Genomic DNA, 26,250 nt, shown 5'->3' with positions numbered 1-26,250 from the left:
ATGGGACCCTGCAGCGCTCATAGCCCTGCGCGGCTGCGCCACCGACCGCGCCCACCACCCTTTGCTCAATTGCATCGTAGAATCCCGGCTTAGCATGCTACGGGCGCGGGGAACAAACGCCCGAGACGAAACGCATTCAGGAAAAGAGAGCAAGAAAATGACCACGGGCCTGGAGGAAGCAATCCTGCGCATTCTACCGACGGAGCGCGATGCGATTGCATGGATGGGCACATCGGAAGTGCGGCAGCAGCTTGAGGAGCGCGGACACCGCACTTGCTATTCGAAAAAGGTCTTGCGCGAGCTGGCGAGACTGGAAAAGGAAAAACTCGTTCTATCCACGACAACTGGGCGCGAGTTGCTGTGGCAACGCAAACCGTGGTTGCAGGGCGCGCGCGACAGCGCAAGCCGCATGGGCGCGTCCGAGGCCGTGGCATTTCATATCATGCAGCGCTTTGCCGGCAACAAGCTACCTGCGGCCGTTACTCGCGATATAGAACCGCTCTTCGCGGCCGCGGAAGTCCGCCTCTCCCAAGAAAAGGCGGACAGCCGGATTTACCGGGAGTGGCCCGACAAGGTTGACTCAGTCGACGGCACCTTTTCCCTTATCCGGCCGAATCTGCGCGAAGACATATTCCATGCGATTACAACCGCGACTTTCTTCGAAAGAGAAATGTCTGTGCGGTACCGTCCTGCTGGAAAGCCCGAGACAGAAGAGCTCAAGCCTAAGACCCTGTGGCCCCTTGCGCTCGTTGAATCCGCCGGCATCATGTATATGGTTGCGCAGGACCCGTCCTTCGAACCGCGCAAGGACAAGCCGAAGATTCAATGGCTGCGAAGCCTGTTCCGGCTCGACCGGGTTGTGTCGGCGACTGAGTCCGGCAAAACGTTCGTCTACCCCGAGGACTTCAGTCTGCGCGACTATATCGAGAGCGAGCAGGCGTTTAACTTTTTGACCGAGCCGGCGGTCCAGTTGAGTATTGCCTTTGATGGCCAGGCTGGAAACCATCTCCGCGAAACACCCATGTCGAAGGACCAGCGAATCGAGATGCTCGCCGACGGGCGGATGATGGTAGCCGGTACCGTCATCCCGAGTCTGAAGTTGCGCTGGTGGTTGCGCTCGTTCGGCGCGAGCGTTGAAATCCTCGCTCCGGTCGCCCTGCGCCACGAATTTGCCGCCGAATACCACAGACTCGCCATGCGCTATGGCGCCTAGTCCTCTCTGCCCGCTGTTTCGCCGGCCTCCTTCCACTGGCATTTCGGCCTTCCAGACGACCCCATCTCGGCGGACAGGTTTTGTCCCGATGGGTAGGAAGAATACCCTTGTTGCGACTCAACAGGGGCAGAAAATTCCAACGAATCCGAACATTGCGCGGCCCGCGGCCGCGGTCAGTCCATACACCGCGAAGAACATAGACGAGGCCCTCGCGCATCTCGAGCGCGTGCGTCAGCCGCCGGGGCGACGGCGGTGCTCGGGCGGCATTATTGGCACGCGAGCGTGGCGCAAATTGGCGTGACATCAGGACTAACGCCCGGGCAGCGGGCACGTGTTGCACGTTTGCCGAAACTGCTGGCAGAGGCACAGGACGCACCGTGCGAGGACTGAACCGCGGCTGTCTCCTGCCACAATAACCGGGCAACGGAGACCGTCGCAAGAAAAGGCCTTTTGCACTCGTGCGACGCAGCTTTCAGGAACAAAAGGCGCACCCACGACAGCATCGGGGTGCGCCTTTCACATAGCGCGTTAGCGTCTTATTCCATCTTAAAAACTGGAAGTTGTGAGCGCTGTTGACGGGGCGGTCTTCCGAGGCATGGGATTGCCGCACTCAGAGCAGAATTTCGCCTCCGGTGTGTTGATTTTCGTACATTTGCTGCAGCGGCATTCCAGAGCCCTTTGCAGGGCCTTCTGCCGAATGTGTGCAATTTGCACGACGCACGGAACAGTGACACGATAGGCGGCACTGGCGAGCTCGGCAACCGTCCATATGCCGGAGAGGGCTACGCCGAAGGGGCCAAGAAGCACGCCCGCGCCGCGCGAAGCGATGACGCTCATGGCAAGCGGCAACCCGCGGCCAATTACCGTAGAGGCCATGGCGCTCGCGACGACCATCGACATTGCGTACACACTCATCCCGGCAGCCATCCCCGACCCTGCTCTCGTTGCTCCAAAGCCGCCCATTGACGCAGTGAACTCTCGCAGGTCGTGGGCCGACATTACTCGGACCGTGTCGTTGTACAGTTTTGCAATGATGGCTTCCTCTATCGTCCGCGCGTCGGCACCTTTGGCGAAAGTGACCTTCAGGTGGCTGCCGACATCGCTCGCGAGCTCGTTGTAGGACACACCCTTGCCGCCCCGGAACAGGTTGGCAATCGAGTTACCACCGAAAAGCAGTATTTCACTGGCAATGGCACCGCGGTCAGCCGCGCGGTAGTTGCGGGCATTCTTGCAAGTGACAAACCGCTCGCGCACATCCTTGGCGAGTGCCACGCGCCCGTTGCCATTGTCCGTGATGTAGTCGACCAGCGCGTCGAGGTCATCAGCGTCAGCGACCTGTAGCAGTGCCGCGAGGTCCCCTGAATCTTTCAAAAATGCAGTGTCCAATTTCAACCCCTGTGTCTTGATACGCAGCGTGTGCGCGGTATTTCGTGGGCCGCGCCGTGCGGCCACTGAAAAAGGGTCGCGCCGCTCAGGCGGTCGCGATTTGCTGTCTGAATATCTCGACCACGGCGGCTAGTAACGCTGCGACGAGAAAGCACACAAAGGAAGCGGCTAGAGCGGTGCCGAGCAACGTGCCCAGAATCTCCAGGCAACCATAGAGCGCGGCGGTGAGTGCAGTCCAGAAAATCGTCATCTGAATATCTCCATTAGGTCCGATAGCCCAATCGGGTTGAATCGGGCTCAGGCGCCAGTCATGAATGCATCGAGGTCTGACTCGTTCTTGATGAGAAGAGCTTCATGCACGCCATGTGCACGTGCCAGCGCGAGGCTCGCATCAAGCAGGCGCACATTGGCCGACAGGTCGAACGCAATCGTCGTGAGCTCGCCCAGGCGGTCGAATTCCTCCTCCAGGAAGTTGAGGACCTTGCGCACCTCATCATCGAGTGCCGCTACGATGCGGTTCATCCGTTCCGCCAGCCGGTCGGTAACTTCCCGGGCTTTCTTGCCAATGAAAGTCGACAAAAACTTGCCGGCGATGGAGCCCAGCACGGCACCAAGCACGGGCACCGGGATAAGTGTCTGACCGGCGGCGGTACACAGGCCCACGATGGCTGCATCGCTGCACACGAACATCCCGTTGTCGATGAGCGCGTCCAGCGAAAGCTTGCCGGCATGGTAGTCAGCGACGAGCGACGCCATCCCTTTAGCCGCGCTTACGAATGCACCAGCGAAAGGGGCGGCCATCTCAGCGCAGTTGGTCAGCGCGTAGATGGCGCCACCCGCAATGGCGCCGCCAGCGGCACCCTTGACGGTGGAAAGGCCGACTTCCTTCCAGTCCTCCAAGGTAAAGTCCCCTGCGAAGACGTTTTTTCCATCGCGATACTTCTTCCACACGTTCATTGTCAGGCTGAGTGCAGCACCGACTGCCGCGGCCCCGCCCGCTGCCTTCAATCCTTCGGCCAACGATGGTTCGTGCTCAAGGGCAATCTGGTCCTTGAGCGCCTCATTCTGCTGCTTGAGGTCCTGCTCGTGATGGTCGACCGTTTCACCCACCTTGCCGAGTTGCACTTCGCCGTATGTCGACACGGAAGGCTGCACGACTTCAGTGAACGGCTTGCCAGTCGCAAGTTCGATTTGGGCGACCTTCTCGTGAATGGCGCGTACGGTCTTTTCACTGAGCTCGCCCTGATTACCCTTTAAAACTTCAAGAATCTGCGTGTGCTGGTTCTTGGGGATGTGATAAAAGCCGTCCTTGCCGAAGTCCTTGTACGTATCCATGTGTTCAAGGACATGTTTGAGGCTGTTATTGGCGCCGTTGATGAACTTCGACTGGACGTCGATTCCGTCGATGCGGTAGTCCATGGGCGCCGTACGTCCTACCCCCTCGAACGTCGCCCCGGGCATAATTTGGGCGAGATAGTCGCGCGAACGACGCACGGCAACCTCGACCTGCTCGGCGACCTCACCGTGCTTGGTGTCCATGCGGCCTAAAATCTTGCCGGGCTCACCGATGAATTCGCGCAGCCCCGCCATCGCAGCCATTGCGTTTTCGAACGCCTTGTCCTGCGCGGACTGCAGAACAGCCTCAGCCGCCACGCGCGCGCCATTGACTGCGTCGACCACGATACCCGCAGCCTGGTCGGCCAGCGAAGCCGTGGTTGCTACCGCCGGCCCGCCATGAAATGCAGCGGCCCCGGATACCCCGATTGTGGAGTCGATAGTCATGTCGGGCCTCAGGAAGCGTTCGACATAATGGTTTTGTTCAGCAGCGACGACAGCGAGCGCACGTGGTTGATGAGCGAGCCCAGGGCGTCCTTGTTTTCCGCAGAAAACTGACCGTAGTCCGTGGGCGCAGTCCGCTTGAGCTTCCCAAGAAGCGACTTCATCCCGATGGTGTGCGTGAGCGTCAGATGCTTGAGGATTTCGATTTCGGCTGCGGCCATCTTGAGCGACGCGACGCCCTTCTCAATGGGCACTCGCTTGGCGTGAGCTTCCTCAGCGACCTTTCCATTTGAGTGCCACACGAAGAGTCCGCCCCCGACGACCGCCGCACCCGCAAGAGTCCAACCGACCGGGCCTGCCAGTGCAAGCAGTGCGCCGCCGGCGGACATTCCGCCACCGCCCGCCGCCAGCGCGCCGCCACCAAGCCACGCCAGTGCCGCGTTCGTCGCGGCTGCACCGGACAGGGAGGCGATGGCGGTACCCGTAGACGCAGTGCCGAATGTCGTGGCAACGGCCATGGCGGCTGCCGGAGCCAACAATGCTGTCGACGCACCGGCAGCTACGCCCACGCCTGCGGCCGCACCGCCCGTCACGTTGATGTCATGCAGTTGCCGGTCGACTTCTGCGATGACACCTTCGAACGTGTGGTACTCGACCTTGTATTCAGCAAACGCACGGCTGAATTCTTTCGGTGTCGAAGTAAGACCATTAACGTACGCTTCGACATCGCCAATCAGCAGTTCACTGCTCTCGCGACGCAGGTTGTAAAGCCCCGTGGCCAACATCTGGACTTCGTTCTGGCGTTTGTCATAGTCCTTAGCTGCCGCTTCAAGTTGATTACGAGCATTTGACGCATTCTCTCTGTTCAGCATGTATCTCTCCGTTCTTAATCTTGTCTTCCTCAACGCGGCGGCAACCCCGAGCCGGCGTATCGCGTTTAGCACGTACTGCGCTTGCATCGTTCACTTCGCGCGGCCGATTGCGACGCAAAGGGACCCCATCCGGCTAACGGCACGAGGCGTAACAAACTTTAGGCCGTACCAGATAACCAGCACAGACGAGTCACACAAAAGATATGTGGCTCAAACTGGAAGTCACGATGGTGGAATTTGCTCGGGACAAAATGTGTCCCGATATGAATACCCCTTTAAAAAAAGTGTTCCTTCAGTCTCTCCTACTCAATACAACGGATAGTTAGTGGGACAGGAAATGTCCCGCTGGCTCGCAATCATCCGTCCCAGCTGGCAACTTAATGGAATTTGGAAGAGATGCGACAGAAGAACACAGGCGTTTGCGAACTCGGCGAAATGACGCTCCGGGAATTGGCGGGACTTCATATTCTTAATGAGGCGTTGCGAGAGGCTGAGCGCTGGATTCGTGAGAACTCAGTGCGCGAGCAGTACAGGAGCGAGTCAGACTCGAACACTGCGGGGCCCTCGGACACCCCGTCGGCGTCGGATTTGCCCACAGAGTTGACCTTAAGGGCCTCGGTGGTCTGCATGAGCGGAGCTGCTGAGCCTTGCAATGCAGCGGCCCATAACCACGTCGCACGGCTGGAAGCAATAGTAGGGCAGATTAGCGCGCGAGTGGACGCGAAAGAGATAGCGTTGGCTGAAGAGAGCTTGTTCGGTCTGCAGCCCTGCGCCCTCTTCAGAACACTCATTGCCGAGTTGCGCGGCGACTGGCTGCAGGTGCTCGAGGTGCGCGCCCTGAAAGTTGAGCTGACCGCGTCGGCATGTCGCGAGTTTGAGGTCGCATCGGTTTTTGTACCGCGGCGAGCGTCAAATTTTCCTTTTCGTCCTGCGCGACGTTGGGCTTACGCTTTCTGACATCGTGGGCAGGATTAGAGCAGCGCGTAGCGCGGCGGCCGCTAGGGAGCGCGTCTGCCAGCCAGAGCGCGTAGTTTGCAGCGACGACACCACGGACTCGACGAGGAAGCAGATGACACGCATGTACTTGGCGCAGGACGGCAAGTTTGTGCGCTTGTGTTCAGTTCCTCCAAAGCGTCCCAATTCTAGGCAAGCGGAATCGACAAATATAAGATAAGGACCAAGTTGCCGGTGTTCCAGAAAGTCGCCTCACCGGCCAGGAAAAGAACAATGGCCGGCAGCGGTGTCGCCGGCGCTAGCGCGAAATTTGAGGGCAATACGGGGTACAGAAGACATGAAAGCACTCAGCCTAATCCTCCTAATTTTCGGCCTCGCTGGTAGCGACGCAAATGCGATGTCGTTCACTGCGCCCAAACATAACCTCCCTGATGTCGCTACGTGGATGGACCAACACGGCGACACGACGCGAATCTATGCGGGGGGGTGAGATAACCACTTCCAGCGCCAGCGAGTTGGAACGGTTCGTTCGCACAAATCACATTGAGCGTGGCATGGTGTTATTTAACTCACCAGGCGGTTCGCTTATGGGAGGGGGTGCCCTAGGCAACACCATCAGGAAACTGGGATTCCACACCGGTATTGCGACGTATGTTCAAGGGGGGGAGGGTGACAAGCGGCATCTGCGCGAGTGCGTGCGCATATGCGTTGGCTGGCGGCCGGGGCCGATACGATTCAGGCCGCAACACAAGGCTCGGTATTCACCAATACTATTCGGAGGGTGGTGACATTGGCAATGGGACCAGTCAGGAAGTCAGCGGGTTGCTGGTTGCATACCTTCACCGGATGGGTGTTGATGCATCGGCATTCTCTGCTTCGGCATCGGTTGATGCCAAATGACATTCTCTGGTTGAGCGCAGCGGAAGCCAACAAGCTTCACTTTTCTAACAACGGAATAGAGCCAACGACTGCAGAGCCCAAGCAGGTCAACGGCTTGACGTACCTTCGCATTGAGCAGAAATATACGAGCTACAGCGCTCGCTTCATTTTCAACTGCGCTCGCCGCGACAGGATTCTATTGATGGGTGGCATCGTTACCAACTTGCAAGATGCGAAGCAGGTTTACGACTTGGCTACGCAGTCCTTCTTCACGCTCGACCAGCAGACGATACAAACGAAGCGGAAGGGCAGCGCGGACGACGGCCTTATGCCGAATGACTCAACAATTTGGGTAACACGTGTTCTCACGCCCGCGGAAGTCCAGAAACTGTTGGCCTCGACGACAATTACGGCTTGGGTCGCTGCAGATGGAGCCGTTGGGCATACAGGCCCTGCGGATATCAGTGGTGTCCGCGACAAAGTCCGCGATTTTGTGAGCAATTGCAGTTTCCATCCGCAAGGCGACCAGTAGTCGAGCATTGCCAAGACAAGCCTATTGCGCTAAGCCGGCCTCGAATCTCGCTGCACCAAAAATCTGGGGAGTGAGAGGATGGTGCGGGATATGACCGACCCGCCTTCGAACCGCTACCTGCGGACTGGTTCCTACCAGATTGCCCGCTTTCGCTGCCGTTATTCCTACTCATAGCCCGACGCGCAAGTGCGTTGAAGCGCTGCAGACCGTTCCGCCAAGCAAGCTAGACGTAAGGAGGGCGCGGGCGGCGCCATTTGTGGTCGAAAGGAAGGCAACTCGACATCGAGCTAACCAGGATAACCTATACTTGCATTTCAAACTAACTCATACTAACCTACGCAAACTCCCTAGTTACAAGAGCTAATTCACGATGGTCAAGCAACTACCCAAGGTCACAGACCCAACTTTCCGGACGGCGCTCAAGGACGCTCGTCTCGCCGCCAAATTGAGCTTCCGAGAACTGGCAAAGCGCGTGGGAATTCACGAGGTGATGCCGTCTAGATATGAGAATCCCGAGCACAGCAATGCGACACTCCCCGGCCTGCAAACTTGGGAAAAGCTCAATGCAGTTCTGTTTCCGGTTGGCGAGGCAGAAGTTGCTGCGACGCCTGCCTCTGCGAACAGCGAGCCCGCAAATCAAGAACAGTCCGGCGGCCGGTTTCTTCGAGACGCCCCTATCGACGAAATCGTCGCAGAGCTGAAGCGGCGTGGCGCAACGTCGGTGTCAATTAACTGGTAATCCCCGGGAGAACAAAGCATGAACGAGCCAGAGCTGTTGAGCCCTGAAGATTCGAATCGCATGACCCGGCTGAAAACCCGCGCGGAATGTGTCCAGTTTGCGAAAAACGTAGAAGTGGCGCAGCCAGACCTCGCCATGGCGGCCCGCCGTCATGGAATCGAACTGTTGCTCGACAAACAAGGTTTTACCGCCCCCCTGTTACCTGACATCTGGGGAGGCGTCTACGCCTATGAAGAAGTGCTGTACCTGACGCATGACAAGAACTTCAAAGCAGGCAACACACGCAAAGCCGTCCGCAATCACGGTGCGGTCGGCGGCGTCGAAGTTATCGTTCTCAAGCCGGCAACTGAAGGATTTGCACGGATGGAAGCTGCGGGTTTGTTGACCAAACTTTCGAGTTCGTTGTATTGCGCCACACCGAGCATTTCAAACCTGAAGCAGTTGCCGCTGCGCAAAGGAAGCTCAAACCTTGGCTCGACGACCAAGGGCGCCTGACCACAGGCGACCTGGCCTGAAAAGACGATTGGCTCACGGAATGTGTGCTGACAGATGTCGTCATGGACGCCGAGGTAGCGGCTCAAGAAGCAGGGATTTCTGACGCCAGCTTCGTGGTGCTGCGCCGGGCGGTTGACCGGGTTAGCTGCGCGCAATCGGTTTTGGAAACAGTGAGGGCTGGGAGCGTGGGGGCGAGCAAGACGACGGGGCGTTGCGCATGCGAGAGGCGGTGGGTGGTTCCCTGACGGCGGAGCTACACTACTCGGAAGAGCCGCTCCGTTACCATCGCCCGACGGAGCTGACAAGCATGCCTGAAGAACTCATCTCGCTCGCGGCGGGTGCGAAACTACTTTTCGTCGCTCATGCCCACATTTCAAAACTCATCGATGAAGGCAAGCTAACCGCGAAAGACGGAATGCTTCGAAGGTCTGACATTCTCGAATACAAATCGAAGCAGCGAGCCGCAGCAGAAGGTTTCTTTGCCACCCAAATCGAAGACCGTGAGTCGACGAATGGTTCATAAGCGATTGGGCGCCCGTTGCGAATCCCGCATCAGCCGTACGGCCTCGCTTCACTCCACCGTTTAAACCCCGCGACTACAGGGTGAATGCATGAGCTATCAGCACAAGCTAACGTCGGTCGCGCACCCGCCCCTATCCCGGCAATACCTTCTGGCCTCCTGCTAGAACTTCTGCTGTCAGACGCTGCAACCGACGTCGAGGTCGTCACGCGGGAACTCGGCCTCCCCAACGAAATGGTAGAACGGCTGCGGCGTGCGCTCGACCGGCTGACTTGCGCGCAGACCGTCCTGGCGACAACGAGTGCGGGGAGCATGTCCAAAGCAATTGGCCGGCTATTTCACTATCGGTCGAAACGAGTTGACGAAGGCACAATTCTCTGTCTTGTGTTGCTAGGCGAAGTGAAATCAGACGCGGAGCACGCCGGCGTTTTGCTGGAACACAGGGGATTCACTTTCTCTACGACAGTAGCCCCGACGAGTACACCTTGGTTGACGGAACGACGCTTGGTGAGTTCCTCGATAGAACCTTGTCGTAACGCATAGAGTAAGCACGCCCTCAAGGAACATGCGGGACAGCTTGTCACTGATAGGGCGTCGAGACCTTGTATCGCGCTGACCAGTTGTCCGAATACGACCTCACGATGTTCGCATCGCCTTGAATGAGGATGCCATTTTCTGCGTTCCGCTCCTGTGCCGACTTCGTAAAGTTGAAGGAGCCAGTGAATACCGCAGAGTCGTCGAAAATCATGACTTTGTTGTGAGCTATCGCTGGCTTGGTATCAATGACGACATTGATGTCGGCATTTCGCAGGTACGTTGCAACGGCGTATCTGGGCGATGCCTGGCTCTTGTCGAGAATGACCTTTACGTCTACGCCGCGAGTTTTTGCTCGTTTGACGGCGGCCGCAATAGGCGTGCTCGTGAACGAGTAGGCCTGAATTCGCAACTTCTTCTGAGTGCCGTCAATTGCGGAAATGATTAGGCTTTGGCAACTCTTACCGTCAGGCACGAAGCACAGTTGGTAGCTGGCCGCCTTCGAGAAGGCATGGGTTTCGTTTTCGAACAGGCCGGCGAAACCTTCGTACCTAGCAAGGACCGGACGAACGAGACAAGGGACTGCAACGACCACTGCTAAACAGACGGCGGTAAGCAAGGTGAAACGGCGCTTCATACTTATCTATCCACCGAGGGTGGAACTTGATGTTTGAGGAGCCCTTTTTTTGTGAGGGCAATAGATATGGCTCGTGCTGTCAAACGTTCGAGGCGGTGCGGGCGTCGAGCGCAATCCTTCCCCGTGCCGAGTTTTGCCCTGGCTCATGTCCTCAGAAAAAACGATGTAGAGCCGGCATTGTCGCGTGTATCACGTAAGCAACATCTTGCGCAACTTGACGCGAGACCTGAGCAAAGTCCTATTTTCCGCAAGTTGTGTGCCAAGGTCCTACATACGGACTTTTCGCGTTAATCCCTATGAACATGTGCTGTTTGCATATCTACAGCGGCTATATCGGAAAACATACAAAACGAAAAGCACATCGGAATTTTATCAGAATCGCATGTGAATGCGAAACAGCCCTAGCTAGCGGCCCCAGCGCTCTGAGTCAATCATAAGTCCATGCAAACGAAGCCGAAGAGGTTGGCACCAATGCGTTCCCTTCATGGACATCATCACGTCTGGGTCATGGTCGAAGACTGGGACCGTGTGGGCCGTCACGAGTATCTTCTCATTGCCAACAGTGATTTCGTTTGGCCCATCTGGCAGTTTTTCAAAGCCCATCTAATGGAGCTTTCAGGAGAAAAAGTCTACGCGCAAGGAATTGGCATGCTCGTAGACTTTATCGCTGCTAGAGGTCACGAATTCCAAGGTGTAGAAGCGAGAACCGGTTTTTTCCAGGCGTTCGCCGGTGCGGTCTTATTCGGTACCGTTCGCGACGGTGACGACCCTACGAGCCTTTGGTGGTACCCGCGCTCTATTCGTCGTACGCGCAAATTGCTCCACAGCGTTTGCACTGTGAGCGATTGGCTTGCGGACAAGTACGAGGCTATTGCCATCAATCCGTTCACTCGGCCGGCCACTCTCTCCGAGCAAATCGCATTTTGGCGCCGATGGAACACGAAGACCGCTTCGCAATTGCTCTCTCATCTCGTGGGGCGCAAAGAGGCGGAAACTAAGTCAAAGCTTGCGCGGCGCGACTCGCTCCCACGCGGGCAACCACCAACTCCCAACACTAAATCACAATTTCCAGGCGAAAGGATGCGGGACCTTCTGCTCATAGGTTTCGCAACCAATGTCGACGACGCCACCCTTCCGATTTGGGAGCGGTGGAACATACGCGACATCTTGGTCACGTTGCTCCTGCATTATGGTGGTCTGCGCGTCTCCGAGCCCTTTCATCTTTGGGTCGATGATGTCTTCGTAACCGAAGAAAAACCAGGTATTCCGGTGGTTCTCGTTCATCACCCGTCTGACGGCAAAGTCCATGCTCCGGGCGGCCCCCCCACAAACGTCACGCGCGCCGCGTACTTGCGTTACCACTACAACATGTCGCCCCTCACTCTGCTGACAGGGAAGCGCCATGTTGGGTGGAAAAACTCTTTACTCACTAGGCCGGCGTATAACGCTTTCGAAGTGGTTTGGTCCTCCCTCAATGCAGCTGCTCTCTTTCTGCACCTGTATCGAATCTATATCGCGCACGTGCGCCCCGTCTCCCTGAATCATCCATTTTTGCTTGTAACTGAATCCGGCGACCCAATGGCCCCTGAAGCGTTTAGAAAGAGCCGTAACCGGGCCGTTAGGAAGATTGGCCTCCGGCCCTCAAGGGAAGAAGGCACCGCTTCTCACGGGCACCGCCACGCCTATGGTCACTTACTCAAGAAAGTTGGAATGTCAGATAAGGAAATCATGGTTTGCATGCACCACTCCTCACCCCAGTCTCAAAACGACTACACGATGCCCACCGTTCCAGAGGTCCATCAAGCTATGCGCGCCATGGCTGAGCCCGTGTCGACATTCGATTTCCACGCTGAGTTTGCCGCAGGATGACCCCCATGAAAAATCAAATCGTCTATTTCAGCCCATACCGTGTAATTACGTCCTATCTGACCAACCGTGAGGTTATCCTCAATGACTCTCCCGGTTTTCTGATACCTCCAACGTTCGAAATGAAGAGGTATAAGAAAGCACTCGCAAGATTCTCTGAGCAGCTTGCGGCTCAAGTAAGCAGGCGTGGCCGTAACAATCTCATGACTACCATGGTGGAGCGCCTCGAAAAGGCGGGAACGGTGGAACATATCGCCCGAGAAATCACGGAAATTGTGCGTCAAAGGCAATCTCTGGATGCTAACAAGACGTGGGAAGGTGCAAGAATTAGAGACCTATTTGTCATCCTTTGGACTGAAGGGTGCCTGATTTTTCCTCAATCTACGAACGAGCAATTCAAGTTGACTTTCAATGGAGCGCTCCCGTGGGACGACGAGTCAACCTCGATGATTGCAAAGTTTACGAGACTTCAGAAGAGCGACGGCAGCAGTGAATCCAGACTTCGCGGCTTCCGATTGCTCTTGCTTTCCAGAGGTGGCCTGCGAAGTATTGGCGACCTCGTGCCAGAAGCTTGCGGCGACTACTTCACCAATCACATGGTCCCCAAAGGTGTTCGAGCTAGCACTGTACTAGACATCATCAACATACAGAAAAGAGAGCATAAAGGAAAGGTCACTCATTCTATCCTTGATTTTGGCTCTGTCGTAAGGAATGCGAAACGGTCAGACAATACTTTTGCATGGTCGTTGAATATCGACTCAAGTCTTGTCAGCTGGGTTGACGTCGCTAGCCGATACATGGCGGAAAAACACCGAAACCTTACAGCCGCTCGGACCGCATGGAATACGATTCTTGATTTCTTGATAGCAAATCGGGACGTCACTCGAAATCCAATCGAGTTTTTGCATGTCAATTACGTAGCGCCCATCCCATTGGAATTTGATAGCTTCAGGAAAAAGGAGCGGGCTCGGGATATCTTTGAGTGGGTTCTGGACAATATCTGCGTCTACGAGGACGAGTACGGAAAGAAGGCAACATTACCCGGCTATGAAAATCCCATTACAGAGAATCAAGAGAAGCGCAAACGCCCTAATGAAACACCGCGCGACCCAATGCCAATGCCTTTGGTTCGTAGGCTGGCAGAGCTATTAACGGAAAACAACTTTCAGTGGGCACGTGAATACGGAGTTTCACGTTGGAATCGCAAAGGGGGCGACTACATAAATGTTTGGAATGCAAAAACTAAGCAACAGGAGCAAGTTTGGTCCCCGGTAAGAGCAATTTCCATACTAGTGAAGCTGAAGCTCCCACCTCGGACATTTCAGGTACGTGTACTTGACAGCGGCGAGGCTGACCGCGAAACGTTTTACGGGACCGAAAAGGGTTGGGGGCCGAACGTTCATCCGTTAGCCAAATCAAACAAAGCTGGAGCGAGACGTGGTGTCTTCTACAAACATATCGACCAGGACGGGTCGATATATACGTTTCTGTATTTCAACACAAGCAAAACAGGTGATATCGGAAAAGACGCGAATGAGCAAGGCTACGTGATGCAATGGCAGCATCCCGAAGTCTTGGACGCCCTTGCGTATCTTCGAGATTGGCAAATGAAATACAACCCAATCCACGCGCCCACCCCATGGACATCGATAAAGGAAGTCAGCATCAGCGCTGCCCAGTCCAAAGAAGTTCTTTCGTTGCGTGGGAGTACTTGCTTCTTGTTTCGCGACGCTTGCGCACCGTTCAAGGAACAACCCGTGACTGATATGCGTATTAACACGTTCTGGCTAAATCTCAATGCGGAACTGGAGAAACGTCTTCAGGATTCAGGGGAAGTCGGAAAAGACGGCAAGCCTATTCGTCTTGTTAAAAGGAACCACGAAGGAATACCAACCGCGGCTTCCTACGACCTCCACACACTGCGAGTCACCCACATAACCGCTTTTGCGGAAGCTGGCATTCCCATTCATATCATAATGAAGGTCGTTGACCATAAATCGGTAGCCATGGCGGTGCACTATGTCAAAGTCACCCCCGCACATATTAGCGACACATTGAATGAAAGGACCTTCGCGGACGCGAAGCGCGTGCAAGACGAGTGGGTCGTGTGGCTTTCCGGTCAAGCGCAAGCAACGCTCATTGCTGCTGCTGCGTACGGCCACCTAGATGCAATCGAAGCGCTCGCGAAGTCGTCACCTTCGACGTGGATAGTGCGCGACCACGGGATTTGTCCTGTCGCCTGTGCGCGTTGTCACGAGGGCGGTCCGCTGGTCGTAGACACAAAAGCATATAAGAAGCACGCGAGTGTGCCCGGGGGCGCCAGCAACTGCGTTCGTTGCCGATTTTTTATCACTGGACCGGCTTTCCTGCTCGGACTACAAGCGCATTTCGATATGGTCGGGTTTCAGCTCCGAGATTCAAGCCGTCGATATCAGGTCAGTAAAGGTAACTACGAGCGACTGGAATCGAATATTCGCGCGCTACGCGAGCGCGCCGAACCGGTTCCAGCATCCAAGGTTCGGGAACTCGAACATGCGGCTGGCATCTACGAGCAAGACACGCATACAGTTGATGATAAGGCGCTATCATGGCACGCGACGTATCGTCTCATAGGTCAATGTCTTGCGATTAGCAAGCGACATGAAGAAGGAAAGGCTGGAAGTTCAGAGGAATTATTTCCTCTTGTCGCAATAGGCGGAACCTCAACCGTTGAGGCCGTTCTTGAGGAGTCGACTGAATTTGAGCTAGCAGACCGCGTTTGCCAAACCTCCGTATTTTTCCCTGGCATCGACGCCGCAGTTCCAAACCTGCTTCGAATGAGGACGTTCGACGCGATGTTGAGTAAGGAGGGGCTATCGCCCTGCTTCTTTGAGATGGATGAGCAGCAGGCACTAGCAGCTGGGAATCAGTTGAGTAAGCTTCTATATGCAAAGATTGGCAGAGCCAATAGTCAACGTCTGATGCTCGGGCAAACGACCTTGTCTCGACTTGGTGTAGCGACTGACTTTAAGCATCTTGCCGAAAAGGCGATTGGTGTCCGCTTAAACTCCTGGAAGCCACCTCACACTGAAATCGAATGAGACCCAAAAAATGACCAACCCAGACGCCGGAGGCGCGGACCTAAGTAATTCGGAACGCTTGTTCCGAGAGCTCCAGGCTACTGCCAGAAAGTCCAAACAAGTCGAGTTGGAGCGCCTCTGGACCGTGTTGCAAGATATGCGACGCGCGGGAATAAACGACTACACGCTTGCCAAAGTAGGGGCGCGACTTGAGCGCGTCGGTGGCCTTCGGACTCAATCTCTACGAAACAGTAGCGGGAAGGACTATAGACGCCTTATTGCAGCGTTTGCTGTCGACGTCTGCGGAAAAAGCACCGATTCTAAACCGCGCGGCGCTGCGCAAGCCGACTGGATTGATGGAATCCCCGACATTCAGTTGCGCAGTTGGGCGCGCCAGATGGTCGAAGAAAACAAGTTGCTGCAGCGCCAAGTGAACGAGTTGAAGTCAGCGTTTAAAGCCTTGCGCGTCTACGCCCCTAACACACGAGTTCAGGCGCCCCCTCCAGTGACCGTTGCAACGCAGCCATGGCTGTCTGCTTTCGAAATAGAGCTACTAAAGAAGAGCTTCGACGCTTCGCGCTTCGCAGAGAACGGCTGGACCGCCAACTCTGATGGGTCCGTAACGGATGACATAGGCGTTACGGTCCTACCCCCCGGTTTCAAGGATGTTATGGACAAACTAGCTGCCCTCTAACACAGCTAATTTGATTATACGAAATCAGTATATAACGCGCTAACACACTGATTTTTTAAGATTAGTATATCCATGGGGTGGGGTCCTTTGGGCGCGCATCGAGACCTCCGTGCGCAAGATCGCGGTGTCGTACGACGATACCTATGTGATCACCGGCCCGATCTTCAACGGCCAGCAGTTGCAGACTATCGGACCGAAGCGCGTGTTCGTGCCGACGCAGTTGTTCAAGGTGGTCTACGTGCCGTCGCGGAAGATCGCGTTCGCCGTGGTGGTGGACAATGTGTCGACGAACCGTTACGACATCAAGACGATTCACGAACTCGAAGCAGCATCAGGCATCCGTTTTCCGGGCATTCCGGAAGACCTCAAAGACCAGCGACCGGGAGGACTGAAAGGTGTTTAAACCCTATTCGAACGACGACGACGTGCTCAACATTCAGGGCGACGCGTTGACGGTGAGTAACGGCACGACGCGCATCGTGCTGAACGGCACGCTGGAACTGACGCAGGACCAGCGTGGATTGAAGGCGGCGTTGGCACTGAAAGAAGCGGTGGATGCGATCGTGGCCAGCTTGCAGGCACAGAGCAATTTGCCCGCGAAGGTCAAGGATGAACCGGATGCGAAGCCGGGAGTTGTCCAGAACCCGTTTCAATGAAGCGCTGACGCAACACAGCGATGCGGAGGCGCGAAGACTTTTCGCCGCCTTCGCCTTTTGCGCGCAGTTTCACATTTCTCAATCACCGCAGCTAGCACATTCGCCATATCCGGCACCGTTCACGTGCCATGGCCCGTGTAGCCGAAACTGCTTCGGGATCCCCAATATGTTTCAGCGGTTACGTTTTGTCACCAGAGCGACGTCAACTCCTGTCTTCCCGTCAACGTTAAACCGGCAGCGCTGAAACATTTCAGCCGCGACACAAGAATCAACCGGCTAAACCAGGAGTTAAACCATGAAGACGCTTTTCGCCGCTCTCGCTTCCGCTCTGCTCGTGTCGACCGCTTTCGCTCAAACGGCCGCACCGTCCGCCGCGCAGCCCGCGCAAACGCAACCCGCCGGCCAGGCGAACCTGAAGGCGAGCACCGCCGTGCAAACGGGCGCCACGGACGACGGCGCCGCAGCAACGAAAGCGCCGGCCAAAGCCGCGACCAAAGCGCACGTGAAAAAGACTTCCGCCCATCACACGGCAAAAGCCCACAAGACCACCAAGAAGGCCGCGGCTGAAACGAGTGCCGCCACGACTAAAACGGAGAGCGCGAAAGAGGCCAGCAATGCCCCGGTAAAAGCCGACGGCGCAAAGACCGACACGACAAAAACGCAATAACACGTGATCGGTTTCGGCACGCACCGGCCAGGCATGCGTAAGTAATCGAAGCCGAACTGTGCCGTTCAGGGAGGGCGAGTCATATGACTCGCCTTTTTTTATGCGCGGCTCGTATCGCGTCGAGTGTGTCCGCTTCAGGCAACCTCGTATGATTTTTCCAACGCACACCCCAATTTTTGCACCGCGTTTACCCGCGGACGTCTAATCTCGAACTGTCTTGATCAACCATGGCGTCGACGAACGCCGCATCACATGGCTCTCACACAATCAATCGACAGTTTCGCCACTCAGCCGGTCAACGAGTCGCACGTTCAACGCAACAACGTCATTCCTTTCCCCGCGGCACGCGTCCGCTTGCAGATAACGCTGCCTCATCGGCCGTACGAACTTCCAGGCACCCAGCTTCGCGCCCTGCTTCATTCTCCTCTCGGTGTTTATGTCGTCGCCACGCAGGCGGTTCGCCAGGAAATCCGCGTGCAACTCGACATCGCCCCCGACGACCTCGACTTCACACTGCACACGTTGATTTCGACACTTCCCGCCGCGACGATCGGACCGTTAAGGCGCCGCAGCGTGGCTGCAAATGCGAAGGCGCGCTAATCATGTTCTCAGGTATCTGGTTGCCCATCGTTACGCCGCTGCGTAACGGCGAAGTCGATCTCGATTCATTGCAGCGTCTCGCGGAATACTATTTGCGCACGGAGATCAGCGGCATCGTTGCGTTGAGCACGACGGGCGAAGCCGCTTTGCTACAGGAAGCCGAGCGCATTACCGTCTTGCAGGCGCTGACCGAAGTGACCGGCTCCCGTCTGCCGATGCTGATCGGCGTCGGCGGATCTAATACACGCGACGTGTTGCGCGATATCCAGCGCTACGAGCGCTGGGAGTGCGCGGGCTATCTGGTCTCCGCGCCGTCATACGTGTGTCCGGATCAGGCAGGTGTGCAGTGGCACTTCGAGCAGGCCGCGCTCGCGACCGAGCGTCCCATCGTCCTGTATGACGTGCCGCACCGAACCGGCGTGACGATCGCGCCGGATACCGTCGCGCGGCTCGTCGAGTGCGGCAACATTGTCGCGATCAAGGAGTGCGTGAAAGAGCATTTCGACAAGTTGAGCGACCTGCCGATCAACGTCCTGTGCGGCACGGATGAAGCCTTGGACGATTGTCTGCGTCATGGCGGAACCGGCGGCATTCTCGCGAGTGCGCACGTCTGCGCGGATCTGCTGGTCGCGTACCAGGACCTGCTGGGTGCTGAACGCGACGTGGACGCGCGCAATCTGTTCGCCAGCTTGCTGCCGGTGTTGCGACTCCTGTTCGCCGCGCCGAATCCGTCCGCAATCAAAGCCATGCTGGCCTTCGATCATTCGCTCAGCGACGAAACACGCATGCCGATCTCGCGTGCTTCGGCGCAACTCGTCGAGCGTCTGAGCACCGCGCGCGACCGGCTGCAAGATCTGCGCGCCGAGTTTGCCGGCGTGATGAACTAGCCCATCCTGTTCGATCTCTTCTTACTGCGCCGCGAATGAAGACTTCATTCGCGGCGCAAGCTTGCGTCGAAACGCTGCATATTCAACACGACACGTCGCGCGTAGCCGCGTCCGCCGCCGCTGTAGCGAAGCAATGCGGCATCGAGATCGCCGCCGCTTTCGTCGAGGTAGCGGCGCAGAATGGTCGAGCCGATTCGCACGTTGATTGCCGGATCGGATAGATCGGTCGCGGTCGCGATCAATTGCGGATGCGCGGCGGGCAGAACCTGCATGAGCCCTCGTGCGCCCGCGACGCTAACCGCATTGCGATCGAAGCTCGATTCAACCGCCATTACCGCAAGCAGCAAGACGGGCGAGATCGCGTGGCGATCGGCTTCGATCAACACTGCGCGCGCAATCTTCAGCGATTCCATCGGCGCCACGCGAAATTGCGCGCGCAGCACGGCGGTGATATTGCTGAGCGCCGGCAAGCTGTTGTCTGAAGCCGCGTCGCTCGCGACGATGGGTGCCTGTGCAACCGACAGCGCGTCAGCGGCATGCGCGGCAACGGGGAATGAGACGAAGATCGCTGCAAGCATGATCGTCAAGCTGAAGGCCGGAAAGAGGCCAGCTTTTCGTTGTACTGGCACACCATCCAGAATGCTATTTCCATGCATATTTTCGCTTCCTGACCGGGGTGTCTCGACCTTACCGGGCTGGATGTAGCGAATCGCAAAAGAAACAGGGGCGCGCCGTAAAATGCTTATAAAGATTCCAGAGCCGCGTAGTGGATTGCGGCGGCCGTATACATTTCTTTTGCGCCGGGCGACGCGTTATTGAGCCGTTCGATATGGCGGAAATGTCAGACTCCAATGACCGATCAATGGAAAGTCATCATGTCCAGTCTGAACATTCGCCAGCACGCCGCCCTATCGCTTGACGACACCCGCGACACCCTGCAGCGCGCATCGCTCGCCGGGCGGAAAACGGCTCGTCGGCGCACGCTTGCGCTGACCGTTGCGAGCAGCGCCGTTGCAGCGATCGCTATTGCGGTGGGCTTGCCGTCGATGGGCATCGCGGTTTATCTCGCCGCCACGCTGCCGTTCGCATTCTTCTCGTAAGCAGGCGAACGGTAAATAGCAAAAGCACCGCAATCAGTCCGCTGCGGGATTCAACTCAGCCAATGCAGCCAGCTTCTGCACATCGGCAATTTCGATTTCCGCATAACCGAGCTTCAGCGCGCCTTGCGTTTCAAACTGCTTCAGCACCTGATTGATCGTTTGCCGGGACAGCGCCAGCATCATCGCGAGATCTTCTTGCGGGACTCTGAGCACGCGCCGCAGTGCACCGGGCTCGCCGTAGCCGCCTGCCATCAGTAACAAGCGGCGCGCCACGCGCTGCGCTGCGGGCAGCAAAGCGGCTTCTTCGATCGCGTCGAAAGCAAGACGCAGCTTTTGCGTCAACAGCAAACCGAACAGATGCCAATAAGCGGGCGTGCGTTCGAGTAGCGCGGCGAGTGCGGCGCGCGGCACATGAAACAGCTCGGAATCGCGTTCGGCATACGCGTCGTGAGTTCGCGGCCGGTTGTCGAACAGCGCGATCTCGCCGAACCAGTTCACCGGCTCGATGACGGCAAGCAAAGCCTCCTTGCCCGCCGAACTGGCCGCGCCTATTCTCACCAGGCCATCGAGCACGCAGTAGAGGCCGTCGTCGGAATCACCGCGCGTGAAGAGCCGCTGACCGGCAGCAAGCCGTTCGACACGCCCCGCTTCGATCAACTGCGCCTGCATGGCGGCCGGCGCCGAGCGAAACCACGCGCTGCATCCAAGCAGCGCGGCAAGCTCATTCGATGGAAAACTCGCAGTCATAGAATGGCACTCGTGCCCGATTGTCGGCTACCCGATGGTTTCAAATTCTGCTGCCCGCGATTATGCTGACTTTGAAAGAGGAGCGGCATCCATGAGAACGCTGACGCAACAGCTTACGCAATATGCGGCCTACCATCGTGACCGGCGCAATATCGCCACGCATTTCATCGGCATTCCGATGATCGTGCTGGCCCTGGCGGTGTTGTTGAGCCGGCCTGCTTTTGCTGTCGGCGCCTGGCCGCTGACGCTATCTCCCGCGTGGGTGTTATTCGTCGCGGCCACGCTGTATTACCTCGTGCTCGACGTGCCGCTCGGCGTGATGATGGCATTCGTGTCCGCGCTCTGCGTCGCGTTCGGTCAGTGGACAGCCACGCAATCCACTTTCGCGTGGCTCGTGATCGGCGTCGGGCTCTTTCTGGTCGGCTGGGTGTTTCAGTTCGTCGGACACGTTGCCTACGAACACCGCAAGCCGGCCTTTGTGGATGATGTGATCGGCCTGCTGATCGGACCGCTGTTCGTGCTGGCCGAAGCGTTGTTCGGCTTCGGCTGGCGGCCCGCGCTGCGCGCAGCGATCGAGGCGCAGGTCGGTCCGACGCGTATCAATGCGGACCGTACGGCCGCGCATCGCTGAAGCACGCCGCCGCTTCATCGACTGCCTGTTCGATGCGACTCAGTCTGGTGCAAGACGAACGAGCCGCACGCTATGCAATGCCGTCAGCGCGACTGCGATCCAGATGGGGACGTAGGTCGCCAACTGTGCGACGCTCAGCGTTTCACCGAGCAACGTGATCGAGATCAGCACCAGCAACACAGGCTCGACGTAGCCGAGAATGCCGAACAACGCGACCGGCAACAATCGGCTCGCCTTGAGATACGACGCGAGCGCAATGGTGCTCAGCGCGCCGAGACCCGGCAACAGTAACCACCACCGGCCAGGATGGCCGGCGATCATCGCCAGCGAGCCACCGTTGAAAACCAGCGCGATGGCCGGCGGCAACAGCAGCGCCATTTCCACGGTGAACATCGCGAGCGAGTCGTGATTGATCTTGCGACGCAAAACGAAATACGGCGGATAGCCGAGCGAGACCAGCAAGGTCGGCCACGAAAATGCGCCCGTCACCCACAGTTCATGGCCGACGCCCACCGCCGCGCACGCAACGGCCAGCCACTGCAAACCGTCCAGACGCTCGTGATAATAAAAGCGCCCGACAAGCACCATAGTCAGCGGCATCAGGAAATAGCCGAGCGAGACTTCGAGCATCCGGCCATGTAGCGGCGCCCACAGAAACACCCACAGTTGCGCGCCGAGCAACGCCGCGCTCGCGATCATCGCCATGCCGAGTTTTGGCACAGTCACCATGCGGTAAAGAAGCTGCCGCAGAATGGGCAGGCGCTTTCTCAACGCCACCAGCAGCAATGCACCCGGCACAGTCCAGACGACGCGCCAGGCGAAAATGTCCAGGCCGCTAAGCGGCGCGAGCAGCGTCGCGTAAGCGGACAGTAATGCAAACGTGGTGGTCGCGCACACCGACAACGCGATCCCCCGCTTTAGGTCATACTGGTTCATCGAGCGACCCGTTCGCCAGGCGCTTCGGCAAACGATACCGGCGCGTGCGCGGGCAGTTTTGTTTGCAGTGCAGCATTCAGCCGCCCGGCATTCGTTGTTGTCATTGGAAGTGGAATCTCACAAGCGGGCAGTGCGCATCGGCCCCTGCGTCTTTTGCTTCGGTAAGCGATACGAAGGTGGCATTCTAAACGGGCTATCCGTTCGCGCCTCCGCATGCGTCTGCGGGCAGTCATCAATCAGCTGCAATTTATTCCGTGCGCATCACACTTCGATGGACTAGAACATAACTTCACGTGCGGCCAACATCGCCGGACTTCTCATCGGCAACGCGGCATATCGTCTCGCGCCAAGCGGCTCAAGCGCGAATCTTGCTAACCAGTCTTGCGACGCTGCTTGCATTACCGTTCGCAACGCCCCCGGGAAGTCCCCCGCGGGGACAGCATGTGCAGCATCCATGAGCCGGGCCGGCGATGGCAGTCCAACGGACCGAGCCCGCCCTTCTTCCCACGGCACGCCTCAACTGCGTTTCATCGCGCGTGCCGACGCCCGGCAGCAATCCCGCTCATCGAATGTGACTACTGGAGCCAGCATGACCCAGCCAGCCCTATCGCACGACGCATCGCCCGACCTACGCTCCGCCTTTGCCGCCGACGTTCGCGCAGGCCTCACCCATACGCCGCAGAAAGAGCTGCCGTCGAAGTATCTGTATGACGAAGTGGGCTCCGCGCTGTTCGAAGTGATCACCGTGTTGCCCGAATACGGCGTGACGCGCGCCGAAGAACGTCTGCTGACCAGACATGCCGCGGACATCGTCGCGCACTTGCCGCACGACGTGACGGTCGCCGAACTCGGCAGCGGCAGCGGCCGTAAAACACGGCGCATTCTGGAAGCGCTGTGTAAAAAGCGCCCCACTTCTTACTGCCCGATTGAAATTTCGCGCAGCGCTTTGCAGTTGTGCAGACGCGAACTCGGCGACATCGAGCGCATCTCGATTGTTGGGTATGAACGCGATTACCTGGCTGGCCTCGCTGAAGTGAGCAAGGAGCGCGCGGCCGACGAGCGGTTACTCGTACTGTTCCTTGGCAGTACGATCGGTAATTTCGGCAGACTCGCGGCAACGCGTTTCCTGCGCGATATCCGCAACATGCTCGCTCCCGGCGACGCGTTGCTGCTCGGCACGGACCTGATCAAGCCGACGCCCGTCCTGGTCGCCGCCTACGACGATTCGATCGGCGTCACTGCGTCGTTCAATCTGAACCTGCTGGCGCGGATCAATCGCGAACTCGACGGCGACTTTCCGCTCGAGGCGTTCGAGCACGTCGCGCGCTTCAACCCGGACGCGCGCAGCATCGAAATGCATCTGCGGGCGAAGCGCGATATCACCGCGCGCGTCGGTGCGGCGCAATTGACGGTGTCGCTCAAGGCGGGCGAAACGATCTGGACCGAGAGCAGCCACAAATATCGCGCGGAAGAGATGCCCGCGATTGCCGACGACGCCGGCTTCGTGTGCAGCCATCAATGGATTGAAGACGAGTGGGGCTTTGCGGAGAGCCTGCTCGTGGCGCGATGAGCGCAATGAGCGTGGCGGGCCGCTGACTGAAGAAAGGCCACGCAAACACGGCAAGGCGGCGCACCATCGCGCATGATGGCGCGCCGCCTTTGTTTTGCCTGATTAGCGCGTTCTACGTGCAGCCGCTCAGTGCTGCTCGAAACGTTCGTAGCGCTTTTCGGTGGCGCGCTCTTCGCCGGCCACTTCGGTCACGCGCGCCGCCGGCGGCCCGTGACGCAGCCACGACAGCATCCGGTCGACCTGGTTGGCCGAGCCCTGCAACATCGCCTCGACGGAACCGTCGTCGAGATTCGCCACCCATCCCTTGATACCGAGCGCGTGAGCCTGCCGCACGGTCGCGTGGCGAAAGCCAACGCCCTGCACGGTGCCGCGCACGCGCACGTAATACGTTTCGATCCGCTGATCCAGATCCGGGGCCATGCCGTCCTCTCTCTTCACAATCTTTCAAGCGGGCATTCTAGTCGGGTCGCGGCGAGCTTGCTCGGCAAAGCGTGCATCTGATTGTTCGCATGGGACCGCCGACGCGACACACGGCGCGCGCGCCACGTACAATCCGTCGACTGTCATGCAGGGAATGGAAACAGAATGACCGAACAGAATCGCGATCTCGTGCTCGTGACCGGCGCTTCCGGCTTTGTCGGCTCGTCGGTGGCGCGCATCGCGCAACAGAAGGGTTTCAAGGTGCGCGTGCTGGTGCGCGCCACGAGTCCGCGTCAGAACGTCGAGTCGCTGGACGCGGAAATTGTAATTGGCGATATGCGCGACGAAGCGTCGATGCGCAATGCACTTCGCGGCGTGCGCTATCTGCTGCACGTGGCCGCCGACTATCGGCTGTGGGCGCCTGACCCGAGCGAGATCGAGCGCTCGAACCTCGAAGGCACCGAGGCGACCATGCGCGCGGCGTTGAAGGAAGGCGTCGAGCGCATTGTCTACACGAGCAGTGTGGCCACGCTGAAAGTCACCAGTTCCGGCCAGTCCGCCGACGAAACCTCGCCGCTCAAAGCCGATCAGGCGATCGGCGTGTACAAGCGCAGCAAGGTGCTGGCCGAGCGCGCGGTGGAGCGGATGATCGCCGAAGACGGCTTGCCGGCGGTGATCGTCAATCCGTCCACGCCGATCGGACCGCGCGACGTCAAGCCGACGCCGACCGGGCGCATCATCGTGGAAGCGGCACTCGGCAAGATTCCGGCGTTCGTCGATACTGGCCTGAATCTCGTGCACGTGGATGACGTCGCGGCCGGCCATTTCCTCGCGCTCGAACGCGGCAAGATCGGCGAGCGCTATATTCTCGGCGGCGAAAATCTGCCGCTTCAACAGATGCTCGCGGATATCGCGGCGCTGACCGGCCGCAAGGCGCCGACGCTGAGCCTGCCGCGCTGGCCGCTCTATCCGCTGGCCATGGGCGCCGAAGCCGTCGCCAAGATCACGAAACGCGAACCGTTCGTCACCGTCGACGGCTTGAAAATGTCGAAGAACAAGATGTACTTCACGTCGGCGAAAGCGGAACGCGAGCTCGGCTATCGCGCGCGGCCCTATCGCGAGGGCTTGAGCGACGCACTCGACTGGTTCCGGCAAGCGGGCTATCTGAAGCGGTGATCTTTGCTTGAATAAGCGGCCTGTGTCCGGCGGTCCGGCTGGGCTGCAAGCATTTTGTTACAACGTCACTGTGTTAGCGAAAGGTAAAAGCCTACGCGCAGCAGTTAAAATCGTGGGTCTTACCAGAGAAACCTCGCATGAATCTTCACGAACAGCTCGGCGCACTGGAAATGGGCGTCGATCAGCTCATTCAGGCTGTCGTGGCCCCGCAGGCCGAAAACATCCCCGAGACACCCGCAGAGAACGTTGCGCCGCACGCGCCGGCGTCAGCGGATCAGGTCGCGTCCGAATCCAATGCTCAAGCGGCTGAGACCGAGGCGGCCGTTGTCGAAGGCGAGGCTCCGGCTCCGCAGCGTCAGCCCACGCTCGAAATCAATCGCCCCGCGCAGAACGAGATCACCATGACGATCGGCGGCCAGACCGTCGCGCTGCGCGCGGAGCAGATCGGCCAATTGATCGAGGAACTGTCGAACGCGCGCGCGTCGATGACGCCAGAACCGCCGCCGGGCATTCCGCCGGGCTGGCGCTTCGTGTCCACCAAGAATCCGGTCATGGCGGTGCAGAAGCAGTCGAATGGCGACCGTTTGCTGGTCATGCGCCACACCGGCCACGGCTGGGTGCCGTTCACGTTCTCGCCCGATATGGTGATCCAGCTTTACATGATGCTCACCAAGTAAAAAAAGCGGCGCCTAAGCGCCGCT

General features: G+C 58.0%; 27 protein-coding genes and 1 pseudogene. 19 read left to right on the top strand and 9 right to left on the bottom strand.

All coding sequences use genetic code 11. From position 1 onward, the window contains the following. Positions 1-157: 157 nt before the first annotated feature. Complete coding sequence (locus PQR54_RS13675) at positions 158-1,213, top strand: helix-turn-helix transcriptional regulator (protein ID WP_408246426.1); 1,056 nt, start codon at positions 158-160, stop codon at positions 1,211-1,213. A 546-nt stretch (positions 1,214-1,759) separates the two neighbouring features. Here PQR54_RS13675 and PQR54_RS13670 read toward each other — a convergent pair. The 4 genes from PQR54_RS13670 to PQR54_RS13655 form a co-directional block, all read right to left on the bottom strand. Then, positions 1,760-2,599 (bottom strand): hypothetical protein, encoded by an 840-nt coding sequence (locus PQR54_RS13670; protein ID WP_408246424.1) that lies wholly within the window; start codon positions 2,597-2,599, stop codon positions 1,760-1,762. Between the two features lie 85 nt (positions 2,600-2,684). Next, positions 2,685-2,849, bottom strand: a complete 165-nt coding sequence (locus PQR54_RS13665) for a hypothetical protein (RefSeq protein WP_408246422.1) — start codon at positions 2,847-2,849, stop codon at positions 2,685-2,687. A gap of 47 nt (positions 2,850-2,896) precedes the next feature. Next, positions 2,897-4,381 (bottom strand): hypothetical protein, encoded by a 1,485-nt coding sequence (locus PQR54_RS13660; protein WP_408246421.1) that lies wholly within the window; start codon positions 4,379-4,381, stop codon positions 2,897-2,899. An 8-nt stretch (positions 4,382-4,389) separates the two neighbouring features. Next, positions 4,390-5,250, bottom strand: coding sequence for a hypothetical protein (locus PQR54_RS13655; protein ID WP_408246419.1), 861 nt, complete (start codon positions 5,248-5,250; stop codon positions 4,390-4,392). A 396-nt stretch (positions 5,251-5,646) separates the two neighbouring features. On the opposite strand from PQR54_RS13655, the gene PQR54_RS13650 reads away from it, so the two are divergent. From PQR54_RS13650 to PQR54_RS13630, 5 genes are all read left to right on the top strand, one after another. Next, the gene (locus PQR54_RS13650; protein ID WP_408246417.1) at positions 5,647-6,207 is read left to right on the top strand and encodes a hypothetical protein; all 561 of its coding nucleotides are present in this window, start codon (positions 5,647-5,649) and stop codon (positions 6,205-6,207) included. 700 nt (positions 6,208-6,907) lie between these two features. After that, complete coding sequence (locus PQR54_RS13645) at positions 6,908-7,615, top strand: hypothetical protein (protein WP_408246415.1); 708 nt, start codon at positions 6,908-6,910, stop codon at positions 7,613-7,615. 370 nt (positions 7,616-7,985) lie between these two features. Beyond that, positions 7,986-8,354 (top strand): helix-turn-helix domain-containing protein, encoded by a 369-nt coding sequence (locus tag PQR54_RS13640; protein WP_408246413.1) that lies wholly within the window; start codon positions 7,986-7,988, stop codon positions 8,352-8,354. An 18-nt stretch (positions 8,355-8,372) separates the two neighbouring features. Next, entirely contained in the window at positions 8,373-8,849 is a 477-nt protein-coding gene (locus tag PQR54_RS13635; RefSeq protein WP_408246411.1) for a hypothetical protein, read from the top strand. Between the two features lie 307 nt (positions 8,850-9,156). Beyond that, positions 9,157-9,372 (top strand): hypothetical protein, encoded by a 216-nt coding sequence (locus PQR54_RS13630; RefSeq protein ID WP_408246409.1) that lies wholly within the window; start codon positions 9,157-9,159, stop codon positions 9,370-9,372. Positions 9,373-9,949: 577 nt separating this feature from the next. Here the strand turns inward: PQR54_RS13630 and PQR54_RS13625 are convergent. After that, the gene (locus PQR54_RS13625; protein ID WP_408246407.1) at positions 9,950-10,540 is read right to left on the bottom strand and encodes a phospholipase D family nuclease; all 591 of its coding nucleotides are present in this window, start codon (positions 10,538-10,540) and stop codon (positions 9,950-9,952) included. A 441-nt stretch (positions 10,541-10,981) separates the two neighbouring features. On the opposite strand from PQR54_RS13625, the gene gmtY reads away from it, so the two are divergent. The 8 genes and pseudogenes from gmtY (at position 10,982) to PQR54_RS13585 (ending at position 18,969) form a co-directional block, all read left to right on the top strand. Continuing rightward, the gene (gmtY, locus tag PQR54_RS13620) at positions 10,982-12,409 is read left to right on the top strand and encodes a gamma-mobile-trio recombinase GmtY (protein WP_408246405.1); all 1,428 of its coding nucleotides are present in this window, start codon (positions 10,982-10,984) and stop codon (positions 12,407-12,409) included. Between the two features lie 5 nt (positions 12,410-12,414). Continuing rightward, complete coding sequence (gmtZ, locus tag PQR54_RS13615) at positions 12,415-15,486, top strand: gamma-mobile-trio integrase GmtZ (protein ID WP_408246403.1); 3,072 nt, start codon at positions 12,415-12,417, stop codon at positions 15,484-15,486. A 10-nt stretch (positions 15,487-15,496) separates the two neighbouring features. Then, complete coding sequence (gene gmtX, locus PQR54_RS13610) at positions 15,497-16,159, top strand: gamma-mobile-trio protein GmtX (RefSeq protein WP_408246401.1); 663 nt, start codon at positions 15,497-15,499, stop codon at positions 16,157-16,159. 85 nt (positions 16,160-16,244) lie between these two features. Further along, positions 16,245-16,562 (top strand): annotated as a pseudogene (locus PQR54_RS13605) (DNA/RNA non-specific endonuclease); the annotation flags it as partial. Then, a complete protein-coding gene (locus PQR54_RS13600) occupies positions 16,555-16,815 on the top strand; it encodes a hypothetical protein (protein ID WP_408246399.1) in 261 nt (86 codons plus the stop codon). The pseudogene PQR54_RS13605 and the gene PQR54_RS13600, both read left to right, overlap by 8 nt. Before the next feature lie 295 nt (positions 16,816-17,110). Then, complete coding sequence (locus PQR54_RS13595; protein WP_012428831.1) at positions 17,111-17,482, top strand: hypothetical protein; 372 nt, start codon at positions 17,111-17,113, stop codon at positions 17,480-17,482. 252 nt (positions 17,483-17,734) lie between these two features. Next, positions 17,735-18,082 (top strand): hypothetical protein, encoded by a 348-nt coding sequence (locus tag PQR54_RS13590; RefSeq protein WP_408246397.1) that lies wholly within the window; start codon positions 17,735-17,737, stop codon positions 18,080-18,082. 2 nt (positions 18,083-18,084) lie between these two features. After that, on the top strand, positions 18,085-18,969 hold the full coding sequence (locus PQR54_RS13585; RefSeq protein ID WP_408246395.1) for a 4-hydroxy-tetrahydrodipicolinate synthase family protein: 885 nt from the start codon (positions 18,085-18,087) through the stop codon (positions 18,967-18,969). A 44-nt stretch (positions 18,970-19,013) separates the two neighbouring features. Here the strand turns inward: PQR54_RS13585 and PQR54_RS13580 are convergent, their stop codons facing one another. After that, the gene (locus tag PQR54_RS13580) at positions 19,014-19,547 is read right to left on the bottom strand and encodes a lytic transglycosylase domain-containing protein (protein ID WP_408246393.1); all 534 of its coding nucleotides are present in this window, start codon (positions 19,545-19,547) and stop codon (positions 19,014-19,016) included. A 297-nt stretch (positions 19,548-19,844) separates the two neighbouring features. Between PQR54_RS13580 and PQR54_RS13575 the strand changes: the two genes are divergently transcribed. Then, positions 19,845-20,069, top strand: a complete 225-nt coding sequence (locus tag PQR54_RS13575; RefSeq protein ID WP_408246391.1) for a hypothetical protein — start codon at positions 19,845-19,847, stop codon at positions 20,067-20,069. A gap of 33 nt (positions 20,070-20,102) precedes the next feature. Here the strand turns inward: PQR54_RS13575 and PQR54_RS13570 are convergent, their stop codons facing one another. Next, positions 20,103-20,816 (bottom strand): Crp/Fnr family transcriptional regulator, encoded by a 714-nt coding sequence (locus tag PQR54_RS13570; protein ID WP_408246390.1) that lies wholly within the window; start codon positions 20,814-20,816, stop codon positions 20,103-20,105. Between the two features lie 91 nt (positions 20,817-20,907). Here PQR54_RS13570 and PQR54_RS13565 point away from each other — a divergent pair, with 91 nt between their 5' ends. Beyond that, positions 20,908-21,447: an Mpo1 family 2-hydroxy fatty acid dioxygenase gene (locus PQR54_RS13565; RefSeq protein WP_408246388.1), complete on the top strand. Its 540-nt coding sequence runs from the start codon at positions 20,908-20,910 to the stop codon at positions 21,445-21,447. Between the two features lie 39 nt (positions 21,448-21,486). On the opposite strand, the gene rarD is transcribed toward PQR54_RS13565, so the two are convergent. After that, entirely contained in the window at positions 21,487-22,383 is an 897-nt protein-coding gene (gene rarD, locus PQR54_RS13560; RefSeq protein ID WP_408246386.1) for an EamA family transporter RarD, read from the bottom strand. Between the two features lie 589 nt (positions 22,384-22,972). On the opposite strand from rarD, the gene egtD reads away from it, so the two are divergent. Next, on the top strand, positions 22,973-23,953 hold the full coding sequence (gene egtD, locus PQR54_RS13555) for an L-histidine N(alpha)-methyltransferase (protein ID WP_408246384.1): 981 nt from the start codon (positions 22,973-22,975) through the stop codon (positions 23,951-23,953). A 126-nt stretch (positions 23,954-24,079) separates the two neighbouring features. Here the strand turns inward: egtD and PQR54_RS13550 are convergent, their stop codons facing one another. Beyond that, positions 24,080-24,373 (bottom strand): acylphosphatase, encoded by a 294-nt coding sequence (locus PQR54_RS13550; protein ID WP_012428825.1) that lies wholly within the window; start codon positions 24,371-24,373, stop codon positions 24,080-24,082. Positions 24,374-24,538: 165 nt separating this feature from the next. Between PQR54_RS13550 and hpnA the strand changes: the two genes are divergently transcribed. Together hpnA and PQR54_RS13540 are read left to right on the top strand one after the other, a co-directional pair. Beyond that, a complete protein-coding gene (gene hpnA, locus PQR54_RS13545) occupies positions 24,539-25,549 on the top strand; it encodes a hopanoid-associated sugar epimerase (RefSeq protein ID WP_408246382.1) in 1,011 nt (336 codons plus the stop codon). Positions 25,550-25,686: 137 nt separating this feature from the next. After that, a complete protein-coding gene (locus PQR54_RS13540; RefSeq protein WP_408246380.1) occupies positions 25,687-26,226 on the top strand; it encodes a hypothetical protein in 540 nt (179 codons plus the stop codon). The last annotated feature ends 24 nt before the right edge of the window (positions 26,227-26,250 follow it).

The organism is Paraburkholderia phytofirmans (assembly GCF_046028095.1).
GTDB lineage: Bacteria > Pseudomonadota > Gammaproteobacteria > Burkholderiales > Burkholderiaceae > Paraburkholderia > Paraburkholderia phytofirmans_A.
Note: the sequence above shows the minus strand (reverse complement) of the source record. Positions and strands in the feature narration are given on the sequence as shown.